The 26,496-nt window shown below is 41.6% G+C and carries 20 protein-coding genes and 1 tRNA gene; 13 read left to right on the top strand and 8 right to left on the bottom strand.

All coding sequences use genetic code 11. The annotated features are described in order from the left end of the window. Nucleotides 1–67: 67 nt before the first annotated feature. Both ABTP35_RS07920 and ABTP35_RS07915 read left to right on the top strand, forming a co-directional pair. Nucleotides 68–1,291 carry a site-specific integrase gene (locus ABTP35_RS07920; protein ID WP_293297514.1) on the top strand — a complete coding sequence of 408 codons (1,224 nt, stop codon included), beginning with the start codon at nt 68–70 and terminating at the stop codon, nt 1,289–1,291. A 153-nt stretch (nt 1,292–1,444) separates the two neighbouring features. Beyond that, nucleotides 1,445–2,860, top strand: coding sequence for a carboxypeptidase-like regulatory domain-containing protein (locus ABTP35_RS07915; RefSeq protein ID WP_293297516.1), 1,416 nt, complete (start codon nt 1,445–1,447; stop codon nt 2,858–2,860). Between the two features lie 863 nt (nt 2,861–3,723). Here the strand turns inward: ABTP35_RS07915 and ABTP35_RS07910 are convergent. Further along, nucleotides 3,724–3,797: transfer RNA gene (locus tag ABTP35_RS07910), tRNA-Asn, on the bottom strand. Between the two features lie 70 nt (nt 3,798–3,867). Beyond that, nucleotides 3,868–5,217 carry an RIP metalloprotease RseP gene (rseP, locus tag ABTP35_RS07905; RefSeq protein WP_293297518.1) on the bottom strand — a complete coding sequence of 450 codons (1,350 nt, stop codon included), beginning with the start codon at nt 5,215–5,217 and terminating at the stop codon, nt 3,868–3,870. Between the two features lie 151 nt (nt 5,218–5,368). On the opposite strand from rseP, the gene ABTP35_RS07900 reads away from it, so the two are divergent. From ABTP35_RS07900 to ABTP35_RS07885, 4 genes are all read left to right on the top strand, one after another. Further along, nucleotides 5,369–6,043: an SCO family protein gene (locus tag ABTP35_RS07900; protein WP_293299115.1), complete on the top strand. Its 675-nt coding sequence runs from the start codon at nt 5,369–5,371 to the stop codon at nt 6,041–6,043. Between the two features lie 88 nt (nt 6,044–6,131). Continuing rightward, nucleotides 6,132–6,374 (top strand): FeoA family protein, encoded by a 243-nt coding sequence (locus ABTP35_RS07895; RefSeq protein WP_224835771.1) that lies wholly within the window; start codon nt 6,132–6,134, stop codon nt 6,372–6,374. Then, complete coding sequence (gene feoB, locus ABTP35_RS07890) at nt 6,371–8,587, top strand: ferrous iron transport protein B (protein WP_293297522.1); 2,217 nt, start codon at nt 6,371–6,373, stop codon at nt 8,585–8,587. The genes ABTP35_RS07895 and feoB overlap by 4 nt, the downstream gene beginning before the upstream one ends. A gap of 7 nt (nt 8,588–8,594) precedes the next feature. Then, complete coding sequence (locus ABTP35_RS07885; protein WP_369885407.1) at nt 8,595–8,738, top strand: hypothetical protein; 144 nt, start codon at nt 8,595–8,597, stop codon at nt 8,736–8,738. Here ABTP35_RS07885 and ABTP35_RS07880 read toward each other — a convergent pair. From ABTP35_RS07880 to ABTP35_RS07865, 4 genes are read right to left on the bottom strand one after another with little or no spacing between them, the layout of a single operon-like run. After that, nucleotides 8,735–9,127, bottom strand: a complete 393-nt coding sequence (locus tag ABTP35_RS07880; RefSeq protein WP_293297525.1) for a DUF423 domain-containing protein — start codon at nt 9,125–9,127, stop codon at nt 8,735–8,737. The genes ABTP35_RS07885 and ABTP35_RS07880 overlap by 4 nt on opposite strands. Nucleotides 9,128–9,144: 17 nt before the next feature. Then, nucleotides 9,145–9,549 carry a DUF2141 domain-containing protein gene (locus ABTP35_RS07875; RefSeq protein ID WP_252081143.1) on the bottom strand — a complete coding sequence of 135 codons (405 nt, stop codon included), beginning with the start codon at nt 9,547–9,549 and terminating at the stop codon, nt 9,145–9,147. A 2-nt stretch (nt 9,550–9,551) separates the two neighbouring features. Continuing rightward, a complete protein-coding gene (locus tag ABTP35_RS07870) occupies nt 9,552–9,995 on the bottom strand; it encodes a hypothetical protein (RefSeq protein ID WP_293297529.1) in 444 nt (147 codons plus the stop codon). Next, nucleotides 9,988–12,027, bottom strand: a complete 2,040-nt coding sequence (locus ABTP35_RS07865; RefSeq protein ID WP_293297532.1) for a S9 family peptidase — start codon at nt 12,025–12,027, stop codon at nt 9,988–9,990. Before ABTP35_RS07865 ends, ABTP35_RS07870 begins: the two co-directional genes overlap by 8 nt. A gap of 94 nt (nt 12,028–12,121) precedes the next feature. Here ABTP35_RS07865 and ABTP35_RS07860 point away from each other — a divergent pair, with 94 nt between their 5' ends. The 6 genes from ABTP35_RS07860 to ABTP35_RS07835 all read left to right on the top strand — a co-directional run bounded on the left by ABTP35_RS07860 (nt 12,122) and on the right by ABTP35_RS07835 (nt 22,649). Beyond that, nucleotides 12,122–12,877: an SDR family oxidoreductase gene (locus ABTP35_RS07860; protein WP_293297535.1), complete on the top strand. Its 756-nt coding sequence runs from the start codon at nt 12,122–12,124 to the stop codon at nt 12,875–12,877. A gap of 6 nt (nt 12,878–12,883) precedes the next feature. Further along, entirely contained in the window at nt 12,884–13,360 is a 477-nt protein-coding gene (locus ABTP35_RS07855; protein ID WP_293297538.1) for a hypothetical protein, read from the top strand. A gap of 140 nt (nt 13,361–13,500) precedes the next feature. Next, nucleotides 13,501–16,611, top strand: coding sequence for a glycosyl hydrolase (locus tag ABTP35_RS07850; RefSeq protein ID WP_293297540.1), 3,111 nt, complete (start codon nt 13,501–13,503; stop codon nt 16,609–16,611). A 92-nt stretch (nt 16,612–16,703) separates the two neighbouring features. Next, nucleotides 16,704–17,102, top strand: coding sequence for a hypothetical protein (locus tag ABTP35_RS07845; protein ID WP_293297543.1), 399 nt, complete (start codon nt 16,704–16,706; stop codon nt 17,100–17,102). A gap of 79 nt (nt 17,103–17,181) precedes the next feature. Then, complete coding sequence (locus ABTP35_RS07840) at nt 17,182–21,519, top strand: CusA/CzcA family heavy metal efflux RND transporter (RefSeq protein ID WP_293297546.1); 4,338 nt, start codon at nt 17,182–17,184, stop codon at nt 21,517–21,519. Nucleotides 21,520–21,521: 2 nt separating this feature from the next. Then, nucleotides 21,522–22,649, top strand: coding sequence for an efflux RND transporter periplasmic adaptor subunit (locus ABTP35_RS07835; RefSeq protein WP_293297549.1), 1,128 nt, complete (start codon nt 21,522–21,524; stop codon nt 22,647–22,649). Nucleotides 22,650–22,652: 3 nt separating this feature from the next. Here ABTP35_RS07835 and ABTP35_RS07830 read toward each other — a convergent pair whose 3' ends face one another. Together ABTP35_RS07830 and ABTP35_RS07825 are read right to left on the bottom strand one after the other, a co-directional pair. Further along, nucleotides 22,653–23,474 carry a ZIP family metal transporter gene (locus tag ABTP35_RS07830; protein ID WP_293297552.1) on the bottom strand — a complete coding sequence of 274 codons (822 nt, stop codon included), beginning with the start codon at nt 23,472–23,474 and terminating at the stop codon, nt 22,653–22,655. Beyond that, complete coding sequence (locus ABTP35_RS07825) at nt 23,474–24,130, bottom strand: metal-dependent transcriptional regulator (RefSeq protein ID WP_293297555.1); 657 nt, start codon at nt 24,128–24,130, stop codon at nt 23,474–23,476. Before ABTP35_RS07825 ends, ABTP35_RS07830 begins: the two co-directional genes overlap by 1 nt. Nucleotides 24,131–24,219: 89 nt before the next feature. Between ABTP35_RS07825 and ABTP35_RS07820 the strand changes: the two genes are divergently transcribed. Next, nucleotides 24,220–26,481, top strand: a complete 2,262-nt coding sequence (locus tag ABTP35_RS07820; RefSeq protein ID WP_293297557.1) for a TonB-dependent receptor — start codon at nt 24,220–24,222, stop codon at nt 26,479–26,481. Nucleotides 26,482–26,496: the final 15 nt, after the last annotated feature.

Here is a 26,496-nt window from a genome sequence, read left to right as displayed (position 1 = left end):
AACGGAATCAATTTAAACCAAGCTTTTGCGTGCAAATTGCGTGCAAATTTTTTTATAACTTATGTTCATGAACACGAGTATAAAGCTAAGTTTGGACACCCGCAGAATGACCCAAAATGGATGTTTTCCCATCATTTTGAGGCTGACCCATTTTAGAAAAACCACTTCGATCAAAACAGGTCATTATGTCCCAGAGGAATACTGGGATCATAATCGATGCAAAGTAAAGAGAAATTTTCCAGATGTTGATTCGGTTCAATTGATGAATACCCTTTTATTAAAAAAACAACTTAAGGCACAAGAAGTAATCAATAGGTTGGCCGATAATGATCAATTGGATAGACTAACAGCCAAAGACATTGCCGATAAAATTGTCAATAGAAAACGGTTAAACTCATTCTATGAGTTCGGTCTTCAAAAAGCAGAAGAGCTTATTAAGGAAAAACGGATAGGCACTGCAAGAAACTATTCCGGAATCATAGGAAGGCTAAAAGTATTTACAAACAATAGGGATTTAAAATTCAATGAACTCAATCTTGAGTTCCTAAAACGGTTTGAAAGGCACCATTTATCAAAGCCAGGCAATACCATCAATGGAATAGCATCTTATATGAGAACAATAAAGGCCATCTACAATAAAGGAATCAAGGAGGGTATGGTTGAAGAAGCTCTATACCCTTTTAAATACTACACCATAAAAACAAAGCCTACTGAAAAAAGAGCCATTAAGATTGAAAGCATCAAGAAAATACTTGAAATGAAAACCAAGATTGGTTCCAATCATTTTCACTATCGCAACTATTTTATTCTTTCCTATCTGATGTTGGGCATGTCATTTATTGACATGGCATTCCTGAAAAGGGATAATATCATCGATGGTCGTGTTAAATTCCAAAGACGTAAAACAGGAAAACGCTACGATATAATTATAACCGACCAGATTCAACCCATTATTCAGTACTATCTGGACAATCCTAACCCCTCCGGCTTTTTATTGCCCATAATCTATCGGGACATTTTGGAATTGCAGTACAAAGATGCCCAATGGGAGCTTAGGCGTTACAATATTGGTTTGAAAGAGATTGCAAAAGAATGTGGGATTGAAGAGCGATTGACCTCCTATGTTTCAAGGCATAGTTTCGCAACCCATGCCATGTTCAAAAAAGTTCCATTGGAGGCCATATCCGCAATGATGGGCCACAACAAACTCAGTACTACTCAAATTTATCTTAAGTCCTTACCAAGCAATGTACTTGATTCGTATCAGTTGGAGCTGAATTCAGTAATGTAAAGACAATCAGCCCCATGGAAAACCTCAGTTTACCATAGAATCTTCTTATATCCTGTATGCTTTTTGACCAAAAATCGCAATATATTACTTTAAGATAATGTGCTAAAATCATCCTCAAAGTTGAAAATTCAGTACTTTATTGGACAAAAACCAATGCCCATATCATTTTTTGCCATGCCCATTAATTTCCTTATGCCAAAAACAGTCCAAATTACGTTATTTCTCATTTTTTCAACCGCTTTAGGATTTGGACAGATAGTTAAAGGCAGGGTCTTGGATATGGAAACCAAGCAACCTCTGGACAATGTAAATGTTTATATTAAGAATTCTGAAATTGGAGCCGCAACTAATGTTAAGGGAGAATTTAGACTATCATATGATTCAACGATCAGTCCTACGGATAGCCTGATATTTTCCATTATTGGATATAAAACTTTAAAGATTAAATTTTCACAACTAAAAGAAACATCAAATACAATTTTGATGAACGAGCTGACCAATGAACTCGGTGAAGTTATTATTTCAAGCAAAAAAAAGCTAAGAGAAAAGCTTAAGTACCATCCATTATCGCGGCTTAAAAAAGGTGTCTTTGCCTTTGGTTCTATCGTTATAAACGATACCATATACGTTATTGGGGGCAGTGAATCCTTTACCGAGGACACCATGAGAAAGGCAATAGAAGACGCCAGCCTTAAGAATCCATATGGAGCAACATGGAATGATGTCTTAGGCGAAACTGAGCCGAACGGGACCAACACAAGCTACAATAACAAGTTATTGACCTATGATATACATTTAGATCAATGGAAGACCGTAGATGTTGATTTTGAAAATCGAGCTCATCATCAAATCAATAAGTTTGAGGAAAAGGTTTTTGTTCTTGGGGGGAAAAGGGTATCCAACAATGGTAAAAAGCAATATCTTCTCAATAAAATAGAGATACTAAACCTTGATTCACTGAGCATTGTTATCGATGATACCAATCCACACCAAGCAATAGGTTTCGCATCCTTTACCTACAAGGACAATATATTGGTGATGGGAGGCTCCATTAAGATGGATAAAGCAGGGAACAAGGTCTATACCGACAAATGTCATTTTTTCAACATCACATCCGGTTATTGGTATGAGTTGGAAGATATGACCAAAGCCAAACAAACGGATGGCGCAATAGTTAATGAAAAAGTTTACCTTATCGGAGGTACGGATGGAAACCCACTATCGGAAATAGAATCCTTGGATATGTCTACGGGGAAATGGAAAAAAGAAGGGGATTTGTTCTATGAAATGGAAAATCCAAGCATCACCTCCCACGATGCTATCATTTACATCTACAATTATGGAAAACTGCTTGTTTACAACACTTTGGCAAACACTTTAAAAGCCTATAACATTGATTTATATTTAAAAGACCCAGACCTTCTTTATCATAAAAACAAACTCTATCTCCTTGGTGGTTATACTGAAGAAAAATTTAAGAAGGAGCCTTCTTCTGGGCTCTATGCAATTGACTTGTACGAATTGAACAAAACAAAGGTCAGCGATTCAAAAAAACTGAATTATCCCTAGAGTTTAATTTTGAATTTGAGTGAGAATTCAAGATGTGTCATTGTCATGACATATCTTGCTTTTGCTCCCGTAGGTCACAAAAGGAAACTGCAAAAAAGCGAACGGAACGAAGTGAAGTGCTGCAAGCCCCAAATCTTACACAAACTAATACTACTGAGCGAGGCAAATATTATTTTAGGAACTTTACACCTCTGTAAAATGAGTTTATAACTTCTCAAGGGCACTGTTAATTTTGTTTTTTCGATAACTTGTGTCAATTTTTGCGTCAAAAATTTCCAGTGTTTATAGGGGTTCCCAAAGGATTTACTGTAGGTTTCGGAAAAATCTACTGTAGCCCCTATTTTTGAACAGTATTTCCAAACGCACTCAATTAATTGGTTTTCAGGACATTGAAAACCCGGAAATAACCGTGATGGCGCAATTTGCGCATCACCCTCTTGCTATTCATCTGTCCCGCAAGCGGGACCGAATAAATACATGCTGATTTGAAAATCAGCTGCCATTCATTTTACGTGGTTTGGCTTTATGAAAAAAGAAGCAATTGATTAGAGATTATTTTATATCATACGCCCTCTGGAACTTCTTGGAAAGCAAAACTTATTAAGATTCTAGCACCATGCAAATTGCACCCTATTCCAATTTTAATTTTCGCTTTTCTTCCCGAACACTATAAAATTGAAACAGGATCCTGTGCAAAAGTTTAAGGGTAAGTATTTGGGACAACCCTCAATTTTTTTTGGAAAATTTTAGTCTGAAATGTTAAAGTTTGGCTCCAAACTTTATTTTTTTCAATCCGCGTGCAAATTGCGTGCAAATGAAAAAGGCTCCAGAGTTTGAATTTCTCTGAAGCCTTGCTGTCTCTGCTCCCCCTCTTGGGCTCGAACCAAGGACCCTCTGATTAACAGTCAGATGCTCTAACCAACTGAGCTAAGGAGGAATATTTTTACCTTAAGCGGGTGCAAATATAATAGATTCTTTTTTACACCACAAACAAAAAAATTGCTTTTCTATTTAAAAAGCCATTTATATAAATCATTACCATTGGCAAACAACAATAATGCGATCAATATAAAGAAACCAATCATCTGGGCATACTCCAAAAACTTATCGCTCGGTTTACGCCCAGTTACCATTTCGTACAACAAAAAGGCTACGTGACCTCCATCCAATGCCGGAATGGGCAAAATGTTCATAAAGGCCAAAATAATGGATATAAATGCCGTAGTGGCCCAAAATGCAGGCCAGTTCCATGTATCGGGGAACATTCCTCCGATAGCGGCAAAACCGCCCACCTCTTTATATGCACCAGTATCGGGATTGAATATTTTTTTCATCCCCTTAATGTAATCCGTTAGCGTTTTTACGCCTTTGTTCCAGCCAGCGGGAATGGATTCCCAAAAAGTATACTTCAAAGTTTTTAATTCCAAATAGCCCGCTTCTTTAAACTCTTCGGGTGTCATTCCCAAAACTACACCAAGTGCAGCATCATCAGATATGGATACCGTAAGGTCTTGAAGCGACCCCTCTCTCATGACTTTAATCGGTACTTCTTTGCCCTTATTTGCTTCCAAAATAGGAGTAACTTGGTCTTTATACTCCACAGGTATACCCGCCATTTCAACAACAGCATCGCCTTTTTGTAGACCACTATCGGCATTTGGTGATTTTTTAGGGACTTCGTTAATCACAAATGGCAAGCGGTAAGAAATAAAGCGAACCTTTTCCTTATCTTCGGACAAGGTTTCTATAAAATCAACCGGAATTGTTTTTTCTATAATCTGGCCATCCCTCTCAATGGTATATTTTTCACCATAAATCATTTCAGGAAGAATCTGCTGTAAAGCTTCTATCTTTTTCCCATCCACAGATAAAATTTTATCCCCGGTTCTAACTCCCAATTCATCACCCAAACTTTTCTCTGTTACCCAAATTCCATCTTTAAGGCTATCGTTGGCAATATATTCTTCCCCATAAGTAAATACCAACCCTATAAAAATCACCACCGCCAAAACAAAATTTACGGTAACACCGCCCAGCATAATGATCAAACGTTGCCATGCCGGCTTGCTACGAAACTCCCATGGTTTGGGTTCTTGCTTCATCTGTTCTTTGTCCATGCTCTCATCGATCATACCGGATATCTTTACATATCCGCCCAAGGGCAACCAACCGATTCCGTAAACAGTTTCTCCTATTTTCTTTTTGAACAATGAAAATTTGACATCAAAAAACAGATAAAACTTCTCCACCCTGGTCTTAAAAAGTTTCGCAGGGATAAAGTGTCCCAACTCGTGAAGCACGATCAGAAGCGACAAACTCAAAAAGAATTGTATGGTCTTTATTAGTATAGGGGTCATCCGTATTATTTTCTTAAAACGAACAAAAGTAACCTTTTAGGTATTTATAAAAAAACATCTAAATTAATCCCCTTGCCATTTAAGAAAGATTTAGCAACAAAAGCCGTCTTTCTCCTTGAAGAATAACCAATTGGGCCGTAATTTTGTGCCTATGGGATCTTTCTTTGCAAAATACAAGTTCTTTGGCATCGTAATGTTGGCTCTTTCCGGCGTAATCGTATATCTATTTTACAATGCGCTGCAACCAAAAAAAATGTTGCCGGTCTACCAACCATCAATGGTAGACAAATCGCTTGTGGACAGCACATTGCACTATACCAAAAAGTATCACAAAATCGGGGATTTTTCCTTGGTGAACCAAAATGGTGACACCATAACACAGAACAATTACAAGGACAAAATCTATGTAGCCGATTTCTTCTTTACCACTTGCCCTACGATTTGCCCAATAATGACCAAGAATATGGCCGAGATCCAAGAAGTGATCAAGGACAAACCAAATGTTATGCTACTCTCCCACTCCGTTACACCTCAAATCGATACCATAGCGCAATTAAAAAGGTATGCCATGGAAAAAGGGGTCTTGGACCACAAATGGAATTTGGTGACAGGGAATAAAAAACAGATCTATGAGTTGGCCAGAAAGTCGTATCTCGCGGTAAAAAACGACGGAGACGGCGGTCCTTTTGATATGATTCATACCGAAAATTTTATCCTTGTGGACAAAGAAAAACGAATCCGCGGCTTTTACGATGGAACCAACCGAGACGATATTGATCGCCTTTTGGAAGATCTTAAAATACTTGAGGCCAGTTATACCGAATAATTGACAAACGTTTATCCATGATCGGCACTTCCAGTTCCTCTTTTTTACCTATTTTTGCTCTTAATTAAATTTATTCTAAATAAACACAGTGGCTACCGTTGCAGATTTACAATATGGACAAAAAGGTATAATCAAGGATTTTACCGAACATTCGCTCCCTGTTAAATTAATGGAATTGGGCTGCTTGCCCGGCAACAGTGTGGAACTGTTGCAAATAGCTCCCTTGAACGACCCCATATACATCAACCTCAGTGGAAGTCATCTCGCAATACGAAGGTCTTTGGCAGAACTCATCGAGCTGGATATTATTGAAGAAACGCAGGCCAAATGAGCAAAAACATTAATGTAGCCTTGATCGGCAACCCGAACACAGGGAAAACCTCGGTTTTTAATCAACTTACAGGACTCAAGCAAAAAGTAGGGAACTATCCAGGAATCACCGTAGAAAAAAAAGAAGGTGTCTGCAAACTTCCAAGAGGGGTCAAGGCGCACATTCTGGATTTACCGGGCACATACAGTCTCAATACAACTTCGTTGGACGAAAGCTTGGTGGTAGAACTCCTGCTCAACAAAAACGATAAGGATTATCCAGACGTTGCCGTGGTGATCAGTGATGTGGAAAACCTCAAGAGGAACCTGCTGCTTTTTACACAAATCAAGGACCTTAAGATCCCTACCATTTTGGTGATCAACATGGCCGACAGGATGGACCGCAAGGGCATTTCGTTGGACATTGAGGCCATGGAGAAAAAACTTGATACCAAGATTGCGCTGGTAAGCACCCGCAAAAATACGGGCATTGACCAAGTAAAAGAACTCATTGCCGATTACAAAAACATCTCGTCCAAACCCCTCCTCGATCCCAATCGGATTTCTCCAGAATATTTTGATCGACTACAAAAAGCCTTCCCGCAGGAAGATCTGTACAAGCTCTGGCTGGTAATCACCCAGGATGTAAATTTTATGCCGATTGAAAAAAAACGGATTCAAGATGCCACGGATTTCTCCACAAAATCAAAAGATGAGCTCAAAAAACTACAACATAAGGAAACCGTTCTTCGATATCAGCTGATCAACACTATTTTAAAGAAGACCTATAAAGTCGATTTTTTGGCTGCAAAAGGTCTTCGTGCGACCTTGGATAAGATCCTTACCCACAAAATATTCGGATACCTTATTTTTTTCGCCATTCTACTGTTGATTTTCCAGGCTATTTTCGAATGGAGCTCGTATCCCATGGACTTTATAGACGAGAGCTTTGCCTCGGCAGCTGAATGGATCAAAAACACCTTGCCGGCCGGATTGTTTACGGATTTATTGGCAGAGGGAGTAGTGGCCGGAATCGGGGGAATCGTAATTTTTATACCCCAGATCGCGTTCTTGTTCCTTTTTATTTCCATTCTGGAAGAATCCGGATACATGAGCCGTGTAGTCTTTTTAATGGACAGGTTAATGAGACCTTTTGGACTGAGCGGAAAAAGTGTGGTGCCATTAATTTCGGGAAATGCATGTGCAATTCCGGCGATTATGGCCACTCGTACCATAGAAAATTGGAAGGAAAGACTTATCACCATTTTGGTCACACCTTTCACCACCTGCTCCGCTAGGTTGCCCGTGTACTTAATTCTAATTGCCTTGGTAATTCCTGAAGGCAGTTTTATGGGACTTAGTTATCAAGCATTGACCTTGATGCTGTTGTACCTGATCGGATTTGGCATGGCGCTTTTATCCGCAATGGTATTGAACAAGATCCTTAAAATAAAAAGCAGATCTATTTTTATTATAGAAATGCCTACATATCGTTTGCCTTTAATAAAAAATGTGGGCTACACCGTAATCGAAAAAACCAAGAGCTTTGTTCTGGGTGCCGGTAAGATCATTCTGGCCATTTCCATTGTCTTATGGTTTTTGGGCTCCAATGGCTATTCGGATGATTTTAAAAACGCCGAAAACATTGTTACCGAAAGAATCCAAAATGTAGGATTGAGCACCTACAGCAAAAATTATATCCAGAACAACATTGCTTCTTATCGCGAAAAGGCTTTGGACGAAGGAATGGCGCCAAAGACCATCCAGGATTCGGTACAGGTGTTAACATCGGAACTTTCCGAAAGGGCCATAGCTCAAGAAATCGCCAGTCATAAATTGGAACATTCGTACATTGGTCAAATCGGCAAGGCCTTTGAGCCCATTGTAAAACCTCTGGGCTACGATTGGAAAATTGGAATTGCGGTACTGACATCGTTTGCTGCCCGCGAAGTATTCGTTGGAACTTTGGCCACAATATATAGTGTTGGCAGCGATGAGGAGGAAACCATTAAAAACAGAATGGCCGCCGAACTGGATGATTCCGGAAAACCATTGTTCAACTTGGCATCGGGAATTTCGTTAATGTTATTTTATGCCTTTGCCATGCAATGTATGAGCACACTCGCCATTGTAAAAAGAGAAACAAATTCTTGGAAGTGGCCTATGATCCAGCTGGGCTTTATGAGCGTTTTTGCCTACATTGTAGCTTTAATAGCCCACCAAATCCTAATATAACTGTAGAATGATTCAACAAATATTGGCATACGGAACCTTGGCAATAGCAGCAGGCTATCTTATTTGGAAGTTCTTCCTGCCAAAATCCCTTTTTAGTAAAAGAAAAAGCAATTCCAATTCCTGCGGAAGCGACAACTGCGGTTGCGGTTAAAACAGATTGGAAACAAAAGAGTAGAGCAACAAAACCCAACCTACGACCAACAATAAACCTCCTATTGGAGTCACAGGCCCCAAAAAACGCGGTTTATTGCCTTTTGCAGCTCCCAAGCAGAGTGCATAAATGCTGAACGAGAACAACAGTGTTCCAAAAATAAAGCAGTTAATAATCCAAGAGTCCATTGGCTTATCAAAATTTAGATTAAAGCCTAGGATCAACAGTATAATGGCATGGTACATCTGATATTTGACCCCTGTTTCAAAACTATGTAATAGTTCAGGGGTCAATTTCTTTTTTAACGCATGGGCACCAAAGGCGCCAAAAACTACCGCTAAAAGCCCGTATAGCGCACCCATCAATTGAGCCATAAAAATTGTTTCCATAGTGGTTTCAAATTTACTTATAAATCAATGTGGATTTGGTGATCGGAATCCATTCTAAAAGCGCACTCCTTATATTTTGGAGGTCCAAAAGTCTTCATCTTGGCATTGGAAAAGGCTACTTTCTCTTTTGGGATGCCCAGCCAATTGGTGTCCAACTTTCCGTTATCGTTCTCATCGTGGAAAACGGCCAAAGCATACTCTCCAGAAGGCAGATCGGAAATATGAAGCACAACACTACCTTGGTCGGCCACCACACTTTTCGTTTTTAGTACTTGATCAAAAGACAAAAAACCTTCGTCGGAATCGTAAACCGCAACATTGACCTTTCCCTTATGGGATTTTACATTGTTCACCTGAACGGATAAGGTGTTTTGGGAAAAGCCCACAACGGGCAATAAGAATAAAAACAAAAACCTTTTCATACTCATTGAAGTCCTTTCGCAGTTTCCTTTTGATTGATTAGTTCAGTGCGCAAAAGTGCAAATAATTCTTGGGTTTTTAGGCTATCCCTCAAGTTCATGTATAATTTCAAAGTATCGTGATGTACCACTTTTATTTTTTGTTGATAGAGGTCATCCACAAAAACATAGGCTTTGGAACTGGTTAAGGTATCCATAAAAACCCCTTTTTCCTTTTCTTTCCAAGAAAATCCGCTGGAACGTTCCATTTCGGGCAGTTTATCTACCAACAATACACTATCCATTTCGGACAGGGCAATTTTCTGATAGTAGATTCCAGACAATACCTTTAGGTTTCCATCTTCGATCTTGTGCCAGTTCTTGTAATGGGCCACAAAGGTGATTAAACAGATGATCACTGTAAAAACAATAAGCAGGTTCCAAAGCCAATGTCTTCTTTTCTTATTCATTTTTAATATCTGTTCTGTACTTATCAAACCATGCAATAGTATGGGCCACTTTGGTCATTAAATTGCTCGGTTTGTTGGCTATGCCATGGCTGGCTCCGGGAATCTCCACCAAAACAGTCTCTATTTTTCTTAGTTTAAGGGCATGATACAACTGCTTGGCCTCGCTCGGAGGTGTTCGCAAATCGTTCATCCCGACCATCACCATAGTGGGTGTCTGTACATTACCAACGAGCGAAATAGGTGAAAATTTCCAATACCCTTCAAAATTTTCCCAAGGTTGCCCTGGATATCTATTTTCGGCATAATAAAAATAATTGTCGGCCGTCAAAGTTTTACTGATCCAGTTCATAACCGGTTTGGCCACCACGGCTGCCTCAAAACGATTGTTTTTGCCGATCATCCAAGCTGACATTATTCCTCCCGCACTACCTCCGGTCACAAACAACTGATCTTCGTGGGCCACACCTTTTTCAATGCAATGGTCCACTCCGTCCATTACATCATTATAATCCTCGCCGGGGTAATTGTTATAGAGCAAATTGGCAAACTCCTCTCCATAACTTGTGCTACCTCTCGGGTTTGGATAGAAAACCACATATCCGGCAGCGGCATACAATTGCATTTCAATGGAAAATCTATCACCATAATTGGCAATGGGACCTCCATGGTTTTCCACCATAAAAGGATACTTTTTATTGGCGTCGTAATTGGGTGGGTAAACAATCCACCCTTGAATATCCCGCCCATCTACGGACGATTTATACCAAACCTCCTCCACCTTGCCCAAATTTCTATAGCTGAGCAGTGCTTTGTTCAGGTTGGTTATTCTTTCAGCGTTTTTTGCTTTTGGTCCCAGAATGGCCAAATCTGCCGGGTAATTTGGTCTGGTCTGTGTAAAAACTATGGTGCCCTTGTTGGAAACACTGTACGAACCACCGGAATATGGCCTTCCCAAACTTGTGCCGCCCAGATTGTCGGCTAATTTTGTAATTTTTCCTTTGAGGGATATCAATCCCACTTTACCATTTCCTTTGTCATCATAGGATACATATATTCCATCTCCTTTTTCGTTCCATTGGATGTTCGACACGGATCGGTCCAAGTCTTCCGAAATAACACGTTGTGCACTCCCATCAATATTCATTACATGTAATTTGTATGTTTGATGGGCCTGCACCCTATCCTCATAACCCACATAAGCGATAAGTTTTCCATCGGGAGAAACCTGCGGGTTGGAATCCGGTCCGTTACGATCGGTAAGGGCAACAATATTGCCTGTTTCCACATCAACAGAATATATCTCGCTGTTACGGAATCGATACTCCCAATCCTCTACCCTATTGGCGGAAAAGTAGATTTTGGAACCATCTTTGGCCCAGGACAAAGTACCTCTATGGTGCCAATCACCAGAAGTTATTTGGCGTGCCGCCCCGCCATTGGCAGGAATTGTAAAAATATGGTTGAACCCAGGGGCGATATATCCTCGCCCATCCGCTTCGTGGTACAAGCGATCGGTAATTCTCGGAGCTTTTTGCCATTTTGCGCCTTTTGGCTTGGATGGTATTTTAGCAATTACCGGGGGTGCTTGCGGAACGTTCATGGAAAAAGCCAATTGTTTTCCATCCGGGGACCAGGTCAACGAACTTGGGCCAAAAGGCAATTGGGTCAATTTGGCTACTTTGCCCGTACCTACCCAGTACATATATATTTCAGAACCTTCTCCAGTACTGCTGGTAAATGCGATCCGATCTCCACTGGGCGACCATCTAGGACTGCTCTCATTACTTTCCGATGCCGTAAGTTTTTGGTTCTGACTCCCATCCGAACGGATCAACCAAAGATTGCCGCGAGAGCCATCTTTCATAATATCAAAACCCATTCTTCGGTACACCACCCATTCACCATTCGGAGATATTTGAGGGTCGCTCGCATATTGAAGATCAAAAATATCGAGATAGGAAAATTCTTTTTTTTGTGCGGATGAAAATTGAAATGACAGCGCTAAAAAAAGCAAGAAAAGTGATTTATGCATGGTACTGGTTTTGTGATTTTCTAAAAGTAATGTAATTCCGTTTAGCATTCAAGACCGTACTTTCCTATTATCTTTGGAAAAGCAATATAGCGATATGGATTTTAAAGGTAAGCACGTATTGATCACAGGGTCCTCCCGAGGCATCGGAAAAGCCACAGCTATGGCATTTGCCAAAAAAGGAGCCAAAGTAGGCATCAATTATAGGAATAATGATGCTGTCGCCCAACAAACACTTCAAGAATTGGCAGGAGACGGCCATTCACTTTTCAAAAGAGATATTTCTCAAAAATCAGAGACCAAAGCACTAATAGATGACTTTATAAAAGAATATGGTCAGTTGGATGTTCTGGTGAACAATGCCGGAATTTCCATCTTCCACGAGATTGACCAAGTAGATTTTGAACACTGGTCGCATGCCTGGGAAAAAACTTTTGAGACCAACCTTTTTGCCGTGGCCAATCTGTGTTATTGGGGCGCAAAGGCCATGATGAAAACCGGAGGCGGACATATTGTTAGCGTATCCTCTAGAGGTGCTTTTCGTGGCGAGCCTACAAAACCGGCCTATGGTGCCAGCAAAGCTGCATTGAATTCCATGAGCCAATCCTTGGCCAAAAAATTGGCGCCGCACAACATTTATGTTGGGGTTGTAGCTCCAGGATTTACCGAAACCGAAATGGCCAAAGAAACCTTAACGGCTGCCGAACGCGAAAACTTGCTCCGAGAATCACCCTTTAAACGAATGGCGCAACCGGAGGAAGTAGCCCATGCGATTTTGTTCTTGGCATCGGCCGAGGCGGCTTATTCCTCTGGAACCATAATCGATGTAAACGGAGCCTCATATCTAAGATAGTTTATTATGAAAGCTGCTACCATTGCCCAACTAAAAAAAGAACTCCAATTTAAATCACAAGAAGACATAACACAGCTTTGCTTGCGTCTGGCCAGGTTCAAAAAAGAGAACAAGGAATTACTGACGTACCTACTATTTGAATCGGATAGTGAAGAAGGGTACATTGAAACGGTAAAAGAAGAGGTGGACCAAATGTTTGCCGAAATCAACGTCAATAGTTATTTCTACATTAAGAAAAGTGTTCGCAAGATCCTACGGACCATCAAAAAGTACATTCGTTATTCGGGAGACAAAGCTACCGAAGTTGAACTTTTATTGTACTTCTGTGAAAAGTTGAAGACTTTTCGCCCCTCCATCCAACGAAACACTACTTTAAAAAATTTATATAACCGTCAACTCGAATACGTAAACAAAAAAATCCCAGGGCTCCATGAAGACCTACAATACGATTTCGGAACAATTCTAGAAGAGTTGCAAGTCTAAATAAGGCGAAAAGCATCATAACGCACTACACCAGAGTTGTTTATTTCGAAAATTCGCTTGTTTTGGATTTATTTTCTCATTGTTATTGATTAAATTGTTCCTAATACTAACTAATCAAAACCAACCTCAACAACATGAGAATGCCAAAAAATCCACTACAGAGTTGGGTGCTACTCTGTCTTTTTCTTTCAACAATTTTCACCTATTCACAAAATCCAGCTCCCACTACCGTTGACACTAGCTTTTATAGCGGTTTTAAATGGAGAAATATAGGTCCCGACCGAGGAGGACGCTCCTTGGGCGCCTCTGGAAGCTCGGCCAGGCCCAACGAATATTATTTTGGAGCCACTGGAGGCGGACTTTGGAAAACAATCGATGGCGGAAACACGTGGAAATGTGTTACCGATGGTTATGTCACCAGTTCATCGGTAGGAGCCGTGGCCGTGGCCGAAACCAATCCGGACGTGGTATATATAGGAATGGGCGAAACCCAACTAAGAGGAAGCATTACTCAAGGGGATGGCGTTTACAAAACTACCGACGGCGGTAAAACATGGACACATTTAGGACTGGAAGAAACCCAAGCCATTGCCAGGGTACGAGTTGACCCGACCAACGAGGACATTGTTTATGTGGCAGCACTTGGACACCCCTATGGAAATAATGAGGAACGTGGTGTTTTTAAATCTGTTAACGGCGGAAAAACATGGAAAAAAGTTCTTTATGTAAGCGATAAGGCAGGTGCCGCCGATTTAATTATTGACCCCAATACCCCCAATGTATTATATGCAAGCACATGGCAAGTATACCGAAAAGCATGGAAAATGTGGGGCGGTGGTCCCGATTGTAAATTATGGAAATCAATTGATGGTGGCGAAACTTGGACGGATCTTACCAAAAATCCGGGTATGCCGACCGGGCCTATAGGCAAAATTGGCGTTACGGTTTCTCCTGTGGATTCCAACAGGGTTTGGGCCATTGTAGAAGCCAATGAAGGTGGTGTTTTCCGTTCCGATGATGCAGGAAAAACATGGAAATTGACCAATAACGAACGTAAACTTAGGCAACGTGCCTTTTACTATTCCAGATTGGTCGCCGATCCAAAGGACAAGGATATTGTATATGGATTGAATGTTGGATTCTTTAAATCCACCGACGGAGGAGTAACCTTTGACGAGCGTATAACCACTCCCCATGGAGACAATCACGATCTATGGATAGACCCCAATAATCCCGACCGAATGATCAATGCAAACGATGGCGGTGGTGTTGTGAGCATAAACGGCGGAAAAACATGGACGGCCCAAGATTATCCTACCTCGCAGTTTTATCACGTTATGGCAACAAGCGATGTTCCCTACCATGTTGTTGGTGCACAACAGGACAACTCTACCTTGGCCATACCCAGCGATGGTTGGGATTTTATGCAGGCCAGAGGCCCAAGCCCAGATTGGTATTATGCCGTAGGTGGCGGAGAAAGTGGTTGGATTACACAAAGCCCAACAAATCCCGATGTTTTTTATGCAGGTAGCCAAGGTGCTCTTTTGACCCGCTATGATCGAAGCAATGGTCAAATAAGAGATATTCAGGTCTATCCAAGATTTTTCTCCGGAGAACCTGCCAGTGCACTTCCCGAACGTTGGCAATGGACCTTCCCTATTATGTTCGCTCCCAAAGACCCCAATGTAATGTACACCTGCTCCCAACACGTTTGGAAAACCACCAACGATGGACAGACCTGGGAAAAAATAAGTCCAGATCTTACTTATGCGGACCCTGAAACTTTGGGCAAAACCGGCGGTGTGATCACTATGGACATGAACGGTCCTGAGATTTATGCCACAGTTTTTGCGTTGGCCCCATCCAATCACGACATAAATACCATTTGGGCGGGTTCCGATGATGGTAAAATACATATTACGAGAGACGGCGGCAAAAACTGGGAAGATATAACCCCTACCGAATTGCCCAAATTCTCAAGAGTGAGCATTATCGAGGAATCCATCCATAATCCGGGCACTTTATATGTAGCAGCCAACCGTTACCAAGTGGATGACCGTGCCCCTTACGTTTTTAAAACACATGATTATGGAAAAACTTGGACCAAAATAATTTCAGGCATTAAAGACGGACATTTTGCCAGGGCCATTCGAGAAGACCATCAAAAAGAAGGCCTTTTGTTCTTGGCTACCGAACACGGCGTTTATTTTTCCATAAACGATGGCTCAGAATGGCAATCGCTCCAGTTAAACTTGCCGGACACCCCCATCCGCGATCTGGTAATCAAGGACAACGATGTTGTTTTAGGCTCCCATGGAAGAGGTTTCTGGATTTTGGACGACATTCAACCCCTGCGAGAGTATTCCGAAGATCTAAAGAATCAAAAAAGTGTATTGTTCAAACCCACCAATGCCATACGCGGTATCTATAATGCCAACTTTCAATATTACTTGGAAGAACAAGTGGATACGGTGACTTTCTCCATTTTTGATGCCGATAACAAACTAATCGACACCTTTGGCGGAAACCAACCTAAATACGAAAAGAGTGGGAGATCATCCTGGTGGAGCCGTTTTAGCAGTACCAAACCTACTACGGCCAAAGGTATTAATACTTTTACTTGGAACTTGCGATATCCCGGACCAACCACTTTTGATGGAATAATTATCTGGGGAGCATCGGCAGAAGTGGGACCAAAAGCTCCTCTTGGCAGTTATACCGTACAAATGAAAGTAGGTGAGGAAGTCGTCAAAAGCTATCCGTTTAAAATTGAAATAGACCCAAATTTAAAAGGTGTTACAGCTGATGACCTTGAAAAGCAATTTGAATTGGCATCCAAAATCACTGCAAAAGCCACCATTGCCAACGAAGCAGTTATCAAAATAAGAAGCATTCGCAAACAAATGGACAGTTTGGGCAAAGGAGTGCCCAGTAAAAAATTTAAAAAACTGTCTGAAGATTTTATGGCTTCCTTGACCAAAATCGAAGAAGACCTGTACCAAACCAAAAACCAATCGGGGCAAGATCCTCTGAATTTCCCGATTAAACTGAACAACCGGTTCAACGCCTTGCAAAGAAGTATCGAAAATGGGGATGCCAAACCTACCGATGCCGCTTACGTGGTGTATAATGAACTTTCTGAAGAATTGGACGGGCATATGGCCAAGCTGAACAGTCTATTACAAAAAGAGCTTCCCAAGATCAATCAATTTTTAAAAGACAACCAACTATCAACCATTGAGAACAAGTAGGGTCCTTTATGGTTTTTAAAAATGAGACTTATTCTAAATTAAGAAGTTATGTTCATCCTACTGCGTATTCTTTGTAATTTTACGTAGTACGGATGAACAAACTAATTTCCATAGGGGTTTCCCTGCTTATCTTGCTCCAAGGAGCCAATATTCATCTAAAGGATTTGGTTGAACTTGGAGATTTGGTAGAGCATTACCAATTCCACAACAAGGAATATGGTGACAGTTTTATGGTCTTTTTTTCCAAACACTACGGAGAACTTAAGGCATCTCACAGCGAAAAACACAAAGAAGAACAAAAGGATCATGACAAACTGCCTTTTCAACATCAGTCCCATTGCTCGATCCAACACGTTTTTGTTGTTGATTCCGATAATTACATAACATCCGATTCAGAAATTCCTTTGGTTGCAAAAGGCAATTTCCATTATCAAATATCCTACTTCCAAGTATGGGAAGATGGACCGTTCCAGCCACCAAGGCACACATAGTTCATAGTATTTCAGCATAGCTGAACACTTTTTATCCAGCCTTATTCCATTTTAATAATGCTATTTTTTTCTATGAATTATGTTTTCAAAAATCATTTATTTTAGTATTCGGAACAAGTTTGTTGTTCTTTTATTTACGGCGACCATGGCCCTTGTAGGTCTATATTCGCTATCACAAATTCCTATTGGAGCGGTTCCCGATGTAACCAATAACCAAGTTCAGGTAATTACAACTTCCAGAAGTTTGTCCACCCAAGATATGGAACAGTTTGTAACCTATCCGGTGGAACTGGAAATGGCCAATTTACCTGGTGTAAAAGAAATCCGATCAGTATCCAAATTCGGATTATCCGTAGTGACCATCGTTTTTGATGACGACATGGGAACCTTTTTGCCCAGACAGCTTATTGCTGAAAAAATAAAATCGGCATCAAATCGAATTCCCGAAGGCTTTGGAAGCCCGGAAATGGGGCCGATCACTACGGGATTAGGAGAAATCTACCAGTACATTTTGGATGTGGAGCCCGAGTTCAAGGACCTATACTCATCCACCGAATTAAGAACCATACAGGATTGGATCGTTAAAAGGCAACTGTCCGGTATTCCGGGGGTAGTGGAAGTAAATACTTGGGGAGGCCACCTTAAACAATACGAAGTGGCCATACAAACACAAAAACTCAACGCTTATAATATTGGTGCCAAAGAAGTGTTCGCCGCTTTGGAGAGGAACAATAGCGTTACTGGCGGTGGCTATATCGAAAAAGTGAACCAAGCCTATTTTGTTCGCGGAGAAGGACTGGTAAATACGCTTTCGGATATTGAAAATATAGTGGTAACCACTCGAAACAGTATCCCAATTTATATTAAGGATATTGCCAAAGTAGGATTTGGAAGTGCACCCCGATTTGGCGCGATTACCGGAAATGGGGAGGGGGAAAAAGTGCTTGGTCAAATTATGATGCTCAAGGACGCTGACTCGAAACGCGTTATCGAGGCCGTAAAAGAAAGAGTAGCGGCCATATCCAAATCTTTGCCAGAAGGGGTTTACATTAATCCAGTAGTAGATCGCAGCGAACTAATTGGAAGAACAACCTTCACCGTTACCGAAAATTTAGTTTTAGGCTGTTTGATCGTGATTTTCGTCGTGGTTTTATTGTTGGGCAATTGGCGTTCCGGTCTGGTAGTAGCCTCTGTAATCCCACTCTGTTTACTGTTCGCTCTTACCTTAATGAACCTTTTTGGCGTTGATGCCAACTTATTGAGCCTGGGAGCCATCGATTTTGGAATCATAATAGACGGCGCAGTGATCATCGTAGAGTTTATTGCATTCCAGATTACCCAAAAACAAACTGAAATTTCCTTATTGGGCAAAGATCAAAGTCAGACCATGAAAGATAAAATTACAGTGGAAGGGGCTTCTAAAATGATGAACTCAGCTGTATTTGGCCAACTTATCATTCTTTTGGTTTTTATCCCCATACTTTCGTTAAGTGGTGTGGAAGGCAAAATGTTCAAACCCATGGCTATGACTTTTAGCTTTGCCCTTTTGGGAGCCATTTTGCTCTGTTTCACCTATGTCCCTGTAGCATCGGCCTTGTTTTTAAAACCTTCAAAAGCAAGCCCCAAGAATATTTCCGAGCGACTTATGCGGTTCATTAATAAAATATACGATCCTTTGATCGATTGGGCCATGAAAAGCAAAAAATTGGTATTGGGCGTTGCTGCCGCATTATTGATAGGGGCCATTTTACTGTTCTCCTCAATGGGCGGCGAATTTGTACCGACCTTGGATGAGGGGGATTTTGTAATTCAGCCTGTTTTAAAAACAGGTACCTCCTTGGCCAAAACCGTGGAAACCACCACCAAAATTGAACAAATATTATTAAATCGGTTTCCAGAAGTAAAGCAGGTGGTAAGCCGCATTGGTGCCGCAGAAGTGCCAACGGACCCCATGTCCATGGAAGAAAGTGATGTAATTATCACATTAAAGCCTAAAAAAGAGTGGGTGTCGGCTACATCTAAAGACGAACTGGCAGATAAATTCAAGGAGGCATTGTCCGTAGTTCCCGGCATGGAGGTTGAATTTACCCAACCTATTGAAATGCGTTTCAATGAACTGATCACAGGGGTACGTGCCGACATTGCAATTAAAATTTTCGGGCAAAATCTTGAAACCTTGAACCGAAAGGCCAATGAGATAAAGGACCTCATCAAAGAGGTAGAAGGCGCATCGGATATTGTAGTGGAAAAAGTTGAAGGCTTGCCACAGATGAACGTTGCCTTTGATCGCGCCAAAATTGCAAGGCACGGGCTCAACATTGCCGATCTCAACGAAATGATTTCCATGGGCTTTGCAGGTAAAATTGTGGGCAGTGTTTTCGAAGGGGAACGACAATTCGACCTGGCGGTTCGTTTGGATGCCGTTGACCGACAAGATATTTCCAACCTAAAAAATCTATATGTGGATATTCCCAAGGGCGGAAAAATTCCATTGAACGAACTGGCAGAAATCACTTATCAAAAAGGAGCGGCAAAAATATCAAGGGACGATACCAAACGTAGGATCGTTGTAGGAATAAATGTTCGGAACCGTGACCTACAATCCGTTGTGGACGATATACGATTGTTGGTGGATGAATATATTACCCTACCTCCTGGGTACACCATCACCTATGGTGGTCAGTTCGAAAACCTGCAAAATGCCAAAGACCGTTTAATGGTTGCGGTCCCCATCGCATTGTTGCTCATTTTTATAATGCTCTATTTTGCCTTTGGATCGGTAAAGGAGGCTTTGCTTATTTTCTCGGCCATTCCACTTGCTGCCGTTGGAGGCGTACTATTGTTGTGGCTTAGGGACATGCCCTTTAGTATTTCTGCCGGTGTTGGGTTTATTGCTCTTTTTGGGATTGCCGTCCTGAATGGAATTGTACTGATCGAACATTTAAAAGAATTGAAATCCAAAAAATTCAACACCATGGAAGAGCTGATCAAACAGGGCACCAAGGATAGGCTCCGCGCCGTTCTACTTACGGCATCTGCCGCAGCGTTGGGCTTTTTGCCCATGGCAGTTTCCACCAATGCAGGTGCGGAGGTACAAAGGCCCTTGGCCACTGTTGTTATCGGTGGATTGGTATCGGCCACACTGCTCACCTTGGTAGTGCTGCCCGTTTTATATGCCTACGTGAACAACGCTAAACTAGGTGTGATGAAAAACAACCTTAGCATTAATAAAAAGGCATTAACAATTCTCCTACTTGTTTCTTCCTTTAGTGGTTTTTCGCAAACCAAGTTAAATCTGGAAGACTTAATGGTTCTCTCCTTAGAAAACAACAAAGGAATCCAAGCGGGCGCTTTAATGGTTGAGCAGACGGAGGCACTCAAGGGCACTGCATTTGAATTCGACAAAATGGATATTTATTATCAATACGACGAAAACAACCTTGCCATAAACGGGAATCCTTTACGGGTTTTTGGGGCACAGCAACAGTTCGAGTTCCCCACGGTGTACGGTGCAAAAAATAGATTGCAGAGAACCAACCATGAGCTTCAAAAGTCTTCTTTCGAAATTAAGAAAAAACAGCTCTTCCAGTCGCTGAGCACTGCGTATTACGAATATCAAACCTTGCAACAAAAAGCTAAAATGTATGGTACTTTGGACAGTATCTACAAAAAATTTGCCCATGCGGCCAACCGACGATTTGAACTAGGCGAGACCAATTATCTCGAAAAGGTCACTGCCACAGCAAAACAACGACAGATTGCCAATGCATACGCCAAGTTAAAACAGGAAATTTTAACCACTCATGTCCAAATTATGAGCTTGGTGCAGTCTGGGGATACGCTATCGATCTTAACCGAAAAGCCGGAAAAGCTCAAAGTGCTCAACCAACAAGGAATAATGCCGGCCGAAGCTTCATTTTTGGATAACCGCCAAGCAATGAGCAATGCAGAAAAAAGCTTGGAGGAAAACAGGTTGCTTCCTGATCTAAGCCTTGAATATTTTCAGGGTACTAACAACAATCTGGGAACATCGCTCTACGGTATCCAATTTGGGGTTCGTATTCCTATTTTCTTTTTTGGACACAGCAGCAGGGTAAAGTCTTCTAAAATTCGCACCAAAATAACGGAGATGGAAAATACGGAAATTACCGTGGCCATGAACCAACGGTATAGAACCTTATTGGGGCAATTGGAACAGCAAACCAAGGAACTCTCCTACTACGAAGAAGAGGGCGGCCTACTTTCCGACCAAATTCTGAAAGCGGCCACTGGAAATTTTCAGAATGGGGAAATCGATTTTTTCCAATACATCCAAAGCTTGGAAAACGCATACGACATCCAACTCAACTATTTGGATGTCCTTAACCAATACAATCAAACTGTAATAGCCATTAATTATTTGACCATAACATTATAACAATGAAACATATATTTTCAATCACTGTAACTTTCCTTCTTTTGATGGGATGTGGCAACAAGAACAAACCTGAAACAGAATCCGAAACACAAGAGGGGACATCCGGAATTGTGGTAACACAGGCGCAGTTCCAATCCAATGGTTTTACATTGGGAAAACTGGAAAAAAGAGCGTTCCCAAAAATTGTGGAGACTTCCGGAACAATAGATGTTCCCCCGGAGAATCGTGCCAGTATCACTGCATTTATGGGCGGTTTTGTAAAAACCACCTCTTTACTGATCGGAGACCAAGTAAAAAAAGGGCAATTGGTGGTCACCTTGGAAAATCAGGAATTTGTACAGATGCAGCAGGATTATCTTGAGGTTTTTAATCAATTGGATTTTTTAAAATCAGAATTTGAAAGGAACCAAACCCTTTTTGAAGAAAAAATTGCTTCACAAAAAAATTACCTTCAGGCCAAGAGCAATTACGAAACGGCCAAGGCCCGTTACCGAGGGTTAAAAGAGCAATTACAAATGCTGAACATTTCGCCCAGCAAGGTAGAACAGGGCAACATCACCTCCGTAACTCCTATTTACGCCCCAATTTCGGGCAGTGTTACCAAAATGAACGTGGCCAAAGGAAGTTTTGTTTCCCCTGCTACGGAAATCTTGGAGATTATAGATAACGACCATGTCCATTTGGAACTTACCGTTTTTGAAAAGGATATTCTACAGGTAAAGAAGGATCAAATGATTCAGTTCCGAATTCCTGAGGCTTCGGAAAAAGCTTTCAATGCCAAGGTATATTTAGTCGGAAAATCCATAGACAACGAAAAACGTACAATTAGGGTCCATGGTCATTTAGAGAACGAAGATGAAGCGAACTTTCTGCCTGGGATGTTCGTAGAGGCCATGATTTTGACAGATACCGCACAAAATACATCGCTTCCCGAAGAAGCCGTAATCGAGTCGGAAGGCACCTTTTATGTACTCCGTTTAATCGAACAAAAAGATGGAAACTATGTTTTTGAACGTATCCCGATCGAAAAAGGCAATACATTCGATGGCTACACCGAACTGAACTCTTCCGGACTAACGGAAACCGATCAGTTTTTGACCAAAGGTGTTTTTGATTTGATCGGTGGGTAACGATCAGCTCAGCCCGACATCCAAGGTCATCATAATTATAAATCCACCGATAAAGCCCATGGTGGCAATATCGGTGTATTTGTCCTGTTGTGTTTCGGGAATAACCTCTTCCACGACCACAAAGATCATTGCTCCAGCGGCAAAGGCAAGGGCATAGGGCAAGATAGGCTCGAAGGTCAATACCGCCCAAGCCCCCAATACACCAGCAATGGGTTCCACTATGGCAGAAGCCTGACCGTACATCCAACTTTTTCTTCGGCTAAGTCCATGCCTGCGCATGGGTACGGCTACGGCAAATCCTTCCGGGAAGTTTTGCAATCCAATACCCAGTGCCAATGCGACGGCCCCGCCAATGGTAGCGCCGTCAAAACCAGAAGCTACACCACCGAACAAAACCCCGACCGCCAATCCTTCGGGAATATTGTGCAATGTAATGGCCAAAACCAACAGCGTGGTGCGGTGCCAAGGAGTCTTCACACCTTCGGCTTCATCCATTTTAAAATTAATATGGATATGCGGCAATACCTTGTCCAATCCAAAAATAAAGAGCGCACCCATTAAAAAGCCCACAGCTGCGGGAATCACTTTAATAAAACCATCGCCAGGGCTCATTTCGATTCCCGGTGCCAAAAGGCTCCAAAAACTGGCTGCGACCATTACGCCACCGGTAAAACCCAACATTCCATCCATCAAAGCCCTGTTTGGGCTTTTAAACAAAAAAACAAGACCCGCTCCGGCAGCTGTTAGTCCCCAAGTGAACAATGTGGCGTAAAGGGCCGCCAAAATTGGGTCAATGCTTTTAAAGTATTCGATTACAACTTCCATTAACTATACTTTTTTACAAATAAATTTGATGCTATTTGGTGCGATATACGCAATTCGTTCCCATCCATTAGAATACGTAGGGAATTATCAAAATCTTCTTTGTCCACTACTTGAATTGTATTTCCCAAAGCTATTTTGTTCTTGTCCAAAAACTTGAGAAACGGTACGGATGAATCCTTCACCCCTACACAAACTCCTTGCCCCCCTACAGGCAACTCACTCAACAATTGCTTGTCTCTTTCCTGAAATTCGCCATTTTTGGTAGGTATTGGGTCTCCGTGCGGGTCATACTTTGGAAAATCCAAGAGCTCATCTATTTTATCGATGAGCTTTTCGCTTTTAATATGCTCCAATTGTTCGGCCACTTCGTGTACCTCGTCCCAGGTAAAATCCAATTTCTCCACTAAAAAAACCTCCCATAACCGATGTTTTCGAATAATGGACAAGGCCGTTTTTATGCCAAAATCGGAGAGGGACACTCCTTGATACTTTACATAATCCACCAAACCTTTTTCGGCCAATTTCTTTGCCATATCGGTAACCGAAGAGGGTTTTGTATCCATCTGTTCGGCAATGGCATTGGTGCTGATGGATTTTGATCCTCCCCCTCCCAAATGGTAAATGGTCTTTATATAATTCTCTTCCGATCGGGTCATCAAAAAAATATTTTTTCAAAAATACATTTTTATTTGACAAAATCTATTTTTAGTTTTGTCTAAATTTATATTTATACAGCCATAAAACCATGCGCAAACACGTTACTTTATTTATAATCGGATTACTTGGAATGCTAGGATTCTCTCAAACAGCATCCATAAGTGGCACTGTTTCGGATAGCGGCGAACCTTTACCTTTGGCGAATATTATACTCAAGGGAACCAAAATGGGCACGGCCACCGATATTGACGGCCTATATGAGATTACAACTATTCCGCCAGGAGACTATATATTGCTGGTTACTTCTTTAGGGTATTTGCCCTACGAAACCACGATCAGTTTGGGTCAAAACGAATCTAAAACCATCAACATACGGCTCGAAGCATCGGCACAGAATCTTAAAGAAACTGTGGTAACAGGCACCCTAAAACCCGTTAGCCGATTGGAAAGCCCTGTTCCAGTAGAGGTTTACTCCCCTACTTTTTTAAAAAAGAACCCAACAGCCAGTGTGTTCGATGCGCTTCAAAATGTGAACGGGGTTCGCCCACAGATCAATTGTAACGTATGCAACACGGGCGACATCCACATAAACGGATTGGAAGGGCCGTACACCCTTGTGCTTATCGATGGCATGCCCATTGTGAGCGGCTTGGGTACTGTGTACGGTTTAACAGGTATTCCCAACTCCCTTATTGAGCAAATTGAAATCGTAAAAGGCCCAGCTTCCTCACTTTATGGTAGTGAAGCGGTTGGTGGATTGATCAACATCATCACAAAAAATGCCTTGAGCGCTCCCGAATTTTTTGCCGATGCCTTTGCCACAGGCTGGGGCGAGTACAATTTGGACATTGGAAGCAGAATCGGTATCGGTAAAAAAACAGATCTGCTTTTGGGCGTTAATTACTTTAATTATGATAACCCGATCGATAACAACAATGATAATTTTACAGATGTTACCCTTCAAGATCGTATTTCAATCTTTCAAAAATGGAACTTTAAGCGCGCAAACAACCGATTGTTTTCTTTAGCCGGACGTTTTTTCTATGAGGATCGCTGGGGCGGCGAAATGCAATGGACACCAGAGTTCCGAGGCGGCGACGAAATTTATGGGGAAAGTATTTACACGCGTAGGTGGGAAGTTTTGGGAAAATATCAGTTGCCTGTTGAGGAAAAATTTCTTTTATCGTTTTCCTACAACGACCACAACCAGAACTCGGTATATGGCGACACTGAATATTTAGCGGATCAACGCATAGGTTTTGCCCAGTTGACTTGGGACAATACTGCCGGAAATCACGACCTATTGTTCGGCAGTGCCGTTAGATACAATTATTACGATGACAATACTCCGGCTACCATAAAAGCTGATAATATTTGGATTCCCAGTCTTTTTGCCCAGGATGAATACTCGTTTGCTCCCAAACATTCATTTTTGGCTGGATTACGATATGATTACGATAGGCGACATGGAAATATTTTTACGCCGAGGGCCGCTTACAAATGGAAGATTTCCGATAACGATATATTTCGTGTAAACGCAGGCACTGGTTTTCGGGTTGTGAACCTATTTACCGAAGATCATGCTGCTCTTACCGGATCAAGGGAGGTTATAATAACCGAAGAACTAAAGCCAGAAAGATCCGTTAACCTGAACCTCAACTATTTAAAGAAAATTTATAGCAATAACGGAACTTTTGTGGGAATCGATGCCTCTGCATTCTACACCAGGTTTTCCAATGTAATCCTACCCGACTACGAAACCAATCCCAACCAGATTATATACGATAACCTTGATGGCAAATCCGTTTCGCAGGGAATCAGTGCCAATTTGGACATCGCTTTACCAAGTGGCCTTAAACTTATGGCCGGTGCAACGTGGCAAGATGTCAGCAGCACAGAAAACGGCATTAGCCAACAACAGATCCTTACCGAAAGCATTACCGCTACTTGGGGCATTACCTATAGTTTTCGCCAGCTCAATTTAACTGTAGACTATACAGGGAATTTATATGGCCCTATGCGATTACCGTTACTGGGGGAGTTGGATCCAAGGGATGAATATTCCCCGACTTGGAGCATTCAGAACATCCAATTTACCTACAAGGGTCTTTCCAATTTCGAGTTTTATGGAGGTATAAAAAATCTTTTGGATTGGACCCCGAACCGAGGTAATCCGTTTATTATTGCACGGGCCAACGACCCATTCGATAAAGAGGTCACTTTTGATGGCAATGGTAATGCTGTGGCCACTCCCAACAACCCTTATGCCCTTACTTTTGATCCCAGTTATGTTTACGGCCCCAACCAGGGCATCCGTGGGTTCTTTGGTTTAAGGTATACTGTTTTTTAGGGTGAAGAAAGTTTG

This window comes from Flagellimonas alginilytica (assembly GCF_042134605.1).
Classification (GTDB): domain Bacteria; phylum Bacteroidota; class Bacteroidia; order Flavobacteriales; family Flavobacteriaceae; genus Flagellimonas; species Flagellimonas alginolytica.
The sequence above is the reverse complement of the archived record's forward strand: the minus strand, read 5'-3'. Positions and strand labels throughout refer to the sequence as shown.

Bases quoted from the DNA above. Each gene is read 5' to 3' on its own strand.
- ABTP35_RS07850 (WP_293297540.1), top strand. From the start codon at position 13,501: ATGCCAAAAAATCCACTACAGAGTTGGGTGCTACTCTGTCTTTTTCTT.
- ABTP35_RS07865 (WP_293297532.1), bottom strand. From the start codon at position 12,027: ATGCATAAATCACTTTTCTTGCTTTTTTTAGCGCTGTCATTTCAATTT.
- ABTP35_RS07825 (WP_293297555.1), bottom strand. From the start codon at position 24,130: ATGACCCGATCGGAAGAGAATTATATAAAGACCATTTACCATTTGGGA.
- ABTP35_RS07835 (WP_293297549.1), top strand. From the start codon at position 21,522: ATGAAACATATATTTTCAATCACTGTAACTTTCCTTCTTTTGATGGGA.
- ABTP35_RS07870 (WP_293297529.1), bottom strand. From the start codon at position 9,995: ATGAATAAGAAAAGAAGACATTGGCTTTGGAACCTGCTTATTGTTTTT.
- ABTP35_RS07900 (WP_293299115.1), top strand. From the start codon at position 5,369: ATGGGATCTTTCTTTGCAAAATACAAGTTCTTTGGCATCGTAATGTTG.
- ABTP35_RS07920 (WP_293297514.1), top strand. From the start codon at position 68: ATGAACACGAGTATAAAGCTAAGTTTGGACACCCGCAGAATGACCCAA.
- ABTP35_RS07820 (WP_293297557.1), top strand. From the start codon at position 24,220: ATGCGCAAACACGTTACTTTATTTATAATCGGATTACTTGGAATGCTA.
- ABTP35_RS07845 (WP_293297543.1), top strand. From the start codon at position 16,704: ATGAACAAACTAATTTCCATAGGGGTTTCCCTGCTTATCTTGCTCCAA.
- ABTP35_RS07875 (WP_252081143.1), bottom strand. From the start codon at position 9,549: ATGAAAAGGTTTTTGTTTTTATTCTTATTGCCCGTTGTGGGCTTTTCC.
- feoB (WP_293297522.1), top strand. From the start codon at position 6,371: ATGAGCAAAAACATTAATGTAGCCTTGATCGGCAACCCGAACACAGGG.
- ABTP35_RS07915 (WP_293297516.1), top strand. From the start codon at position 1,445: ATGCCCATATCATTTTTTGCCATGCCCATTAATTTCCTTATGCCAAAA.
- ABTP35_RS07830 (WP_293297552.1), bottom strand. From the start codon at position 23,474: ATGGAAGTTGTAATCGAATACTTTAAAAGCATTGACCCAATTTTGGCG.
- ABTP35_RS07860 (WP_293297535.1), top strand. From the start codon at position 12,122: ATGGATTTTAAAGGTAAGCACGTATTGATCACAGGGTCCTCCCGAGGC.
- ABTP35_RS07855 (WP_293297538.1), top strand. From the start codon at position 12,884: ATGAAAGCTGCTACCATTGCCCAACTAAAAAAAGAACTCCAATTTAAA.
- ABTP35_RS07885 (WP_369885407.1), top strand. From the start codon at position 8,595: ATGATTCAACAAATATTGGCATACGGAACCTTGGCAATAGCAGCAGGC.
- rseP (WP_293297518.1), bottom strand. From the start codon at position 5,217: ATGACCCCTATACTAATAAAGACCATACAATTCTTTTTGAGTTTGTCG.
- ABTP35_RS07880 (WP_293297525.1), bottom strand. From the start codon at position 9,127: ATGGAAACAATTTTTATGGCTCAATTGATGGGTGCGCTATACGGGCTT.
- ABTP35_RS07840 (WP_293297546.1), top strand. From the start codon at position 17,182: ATGTTTTCAAAAATCATTTATTTTAGTATTCGGAACAAGTTTGTTGTT.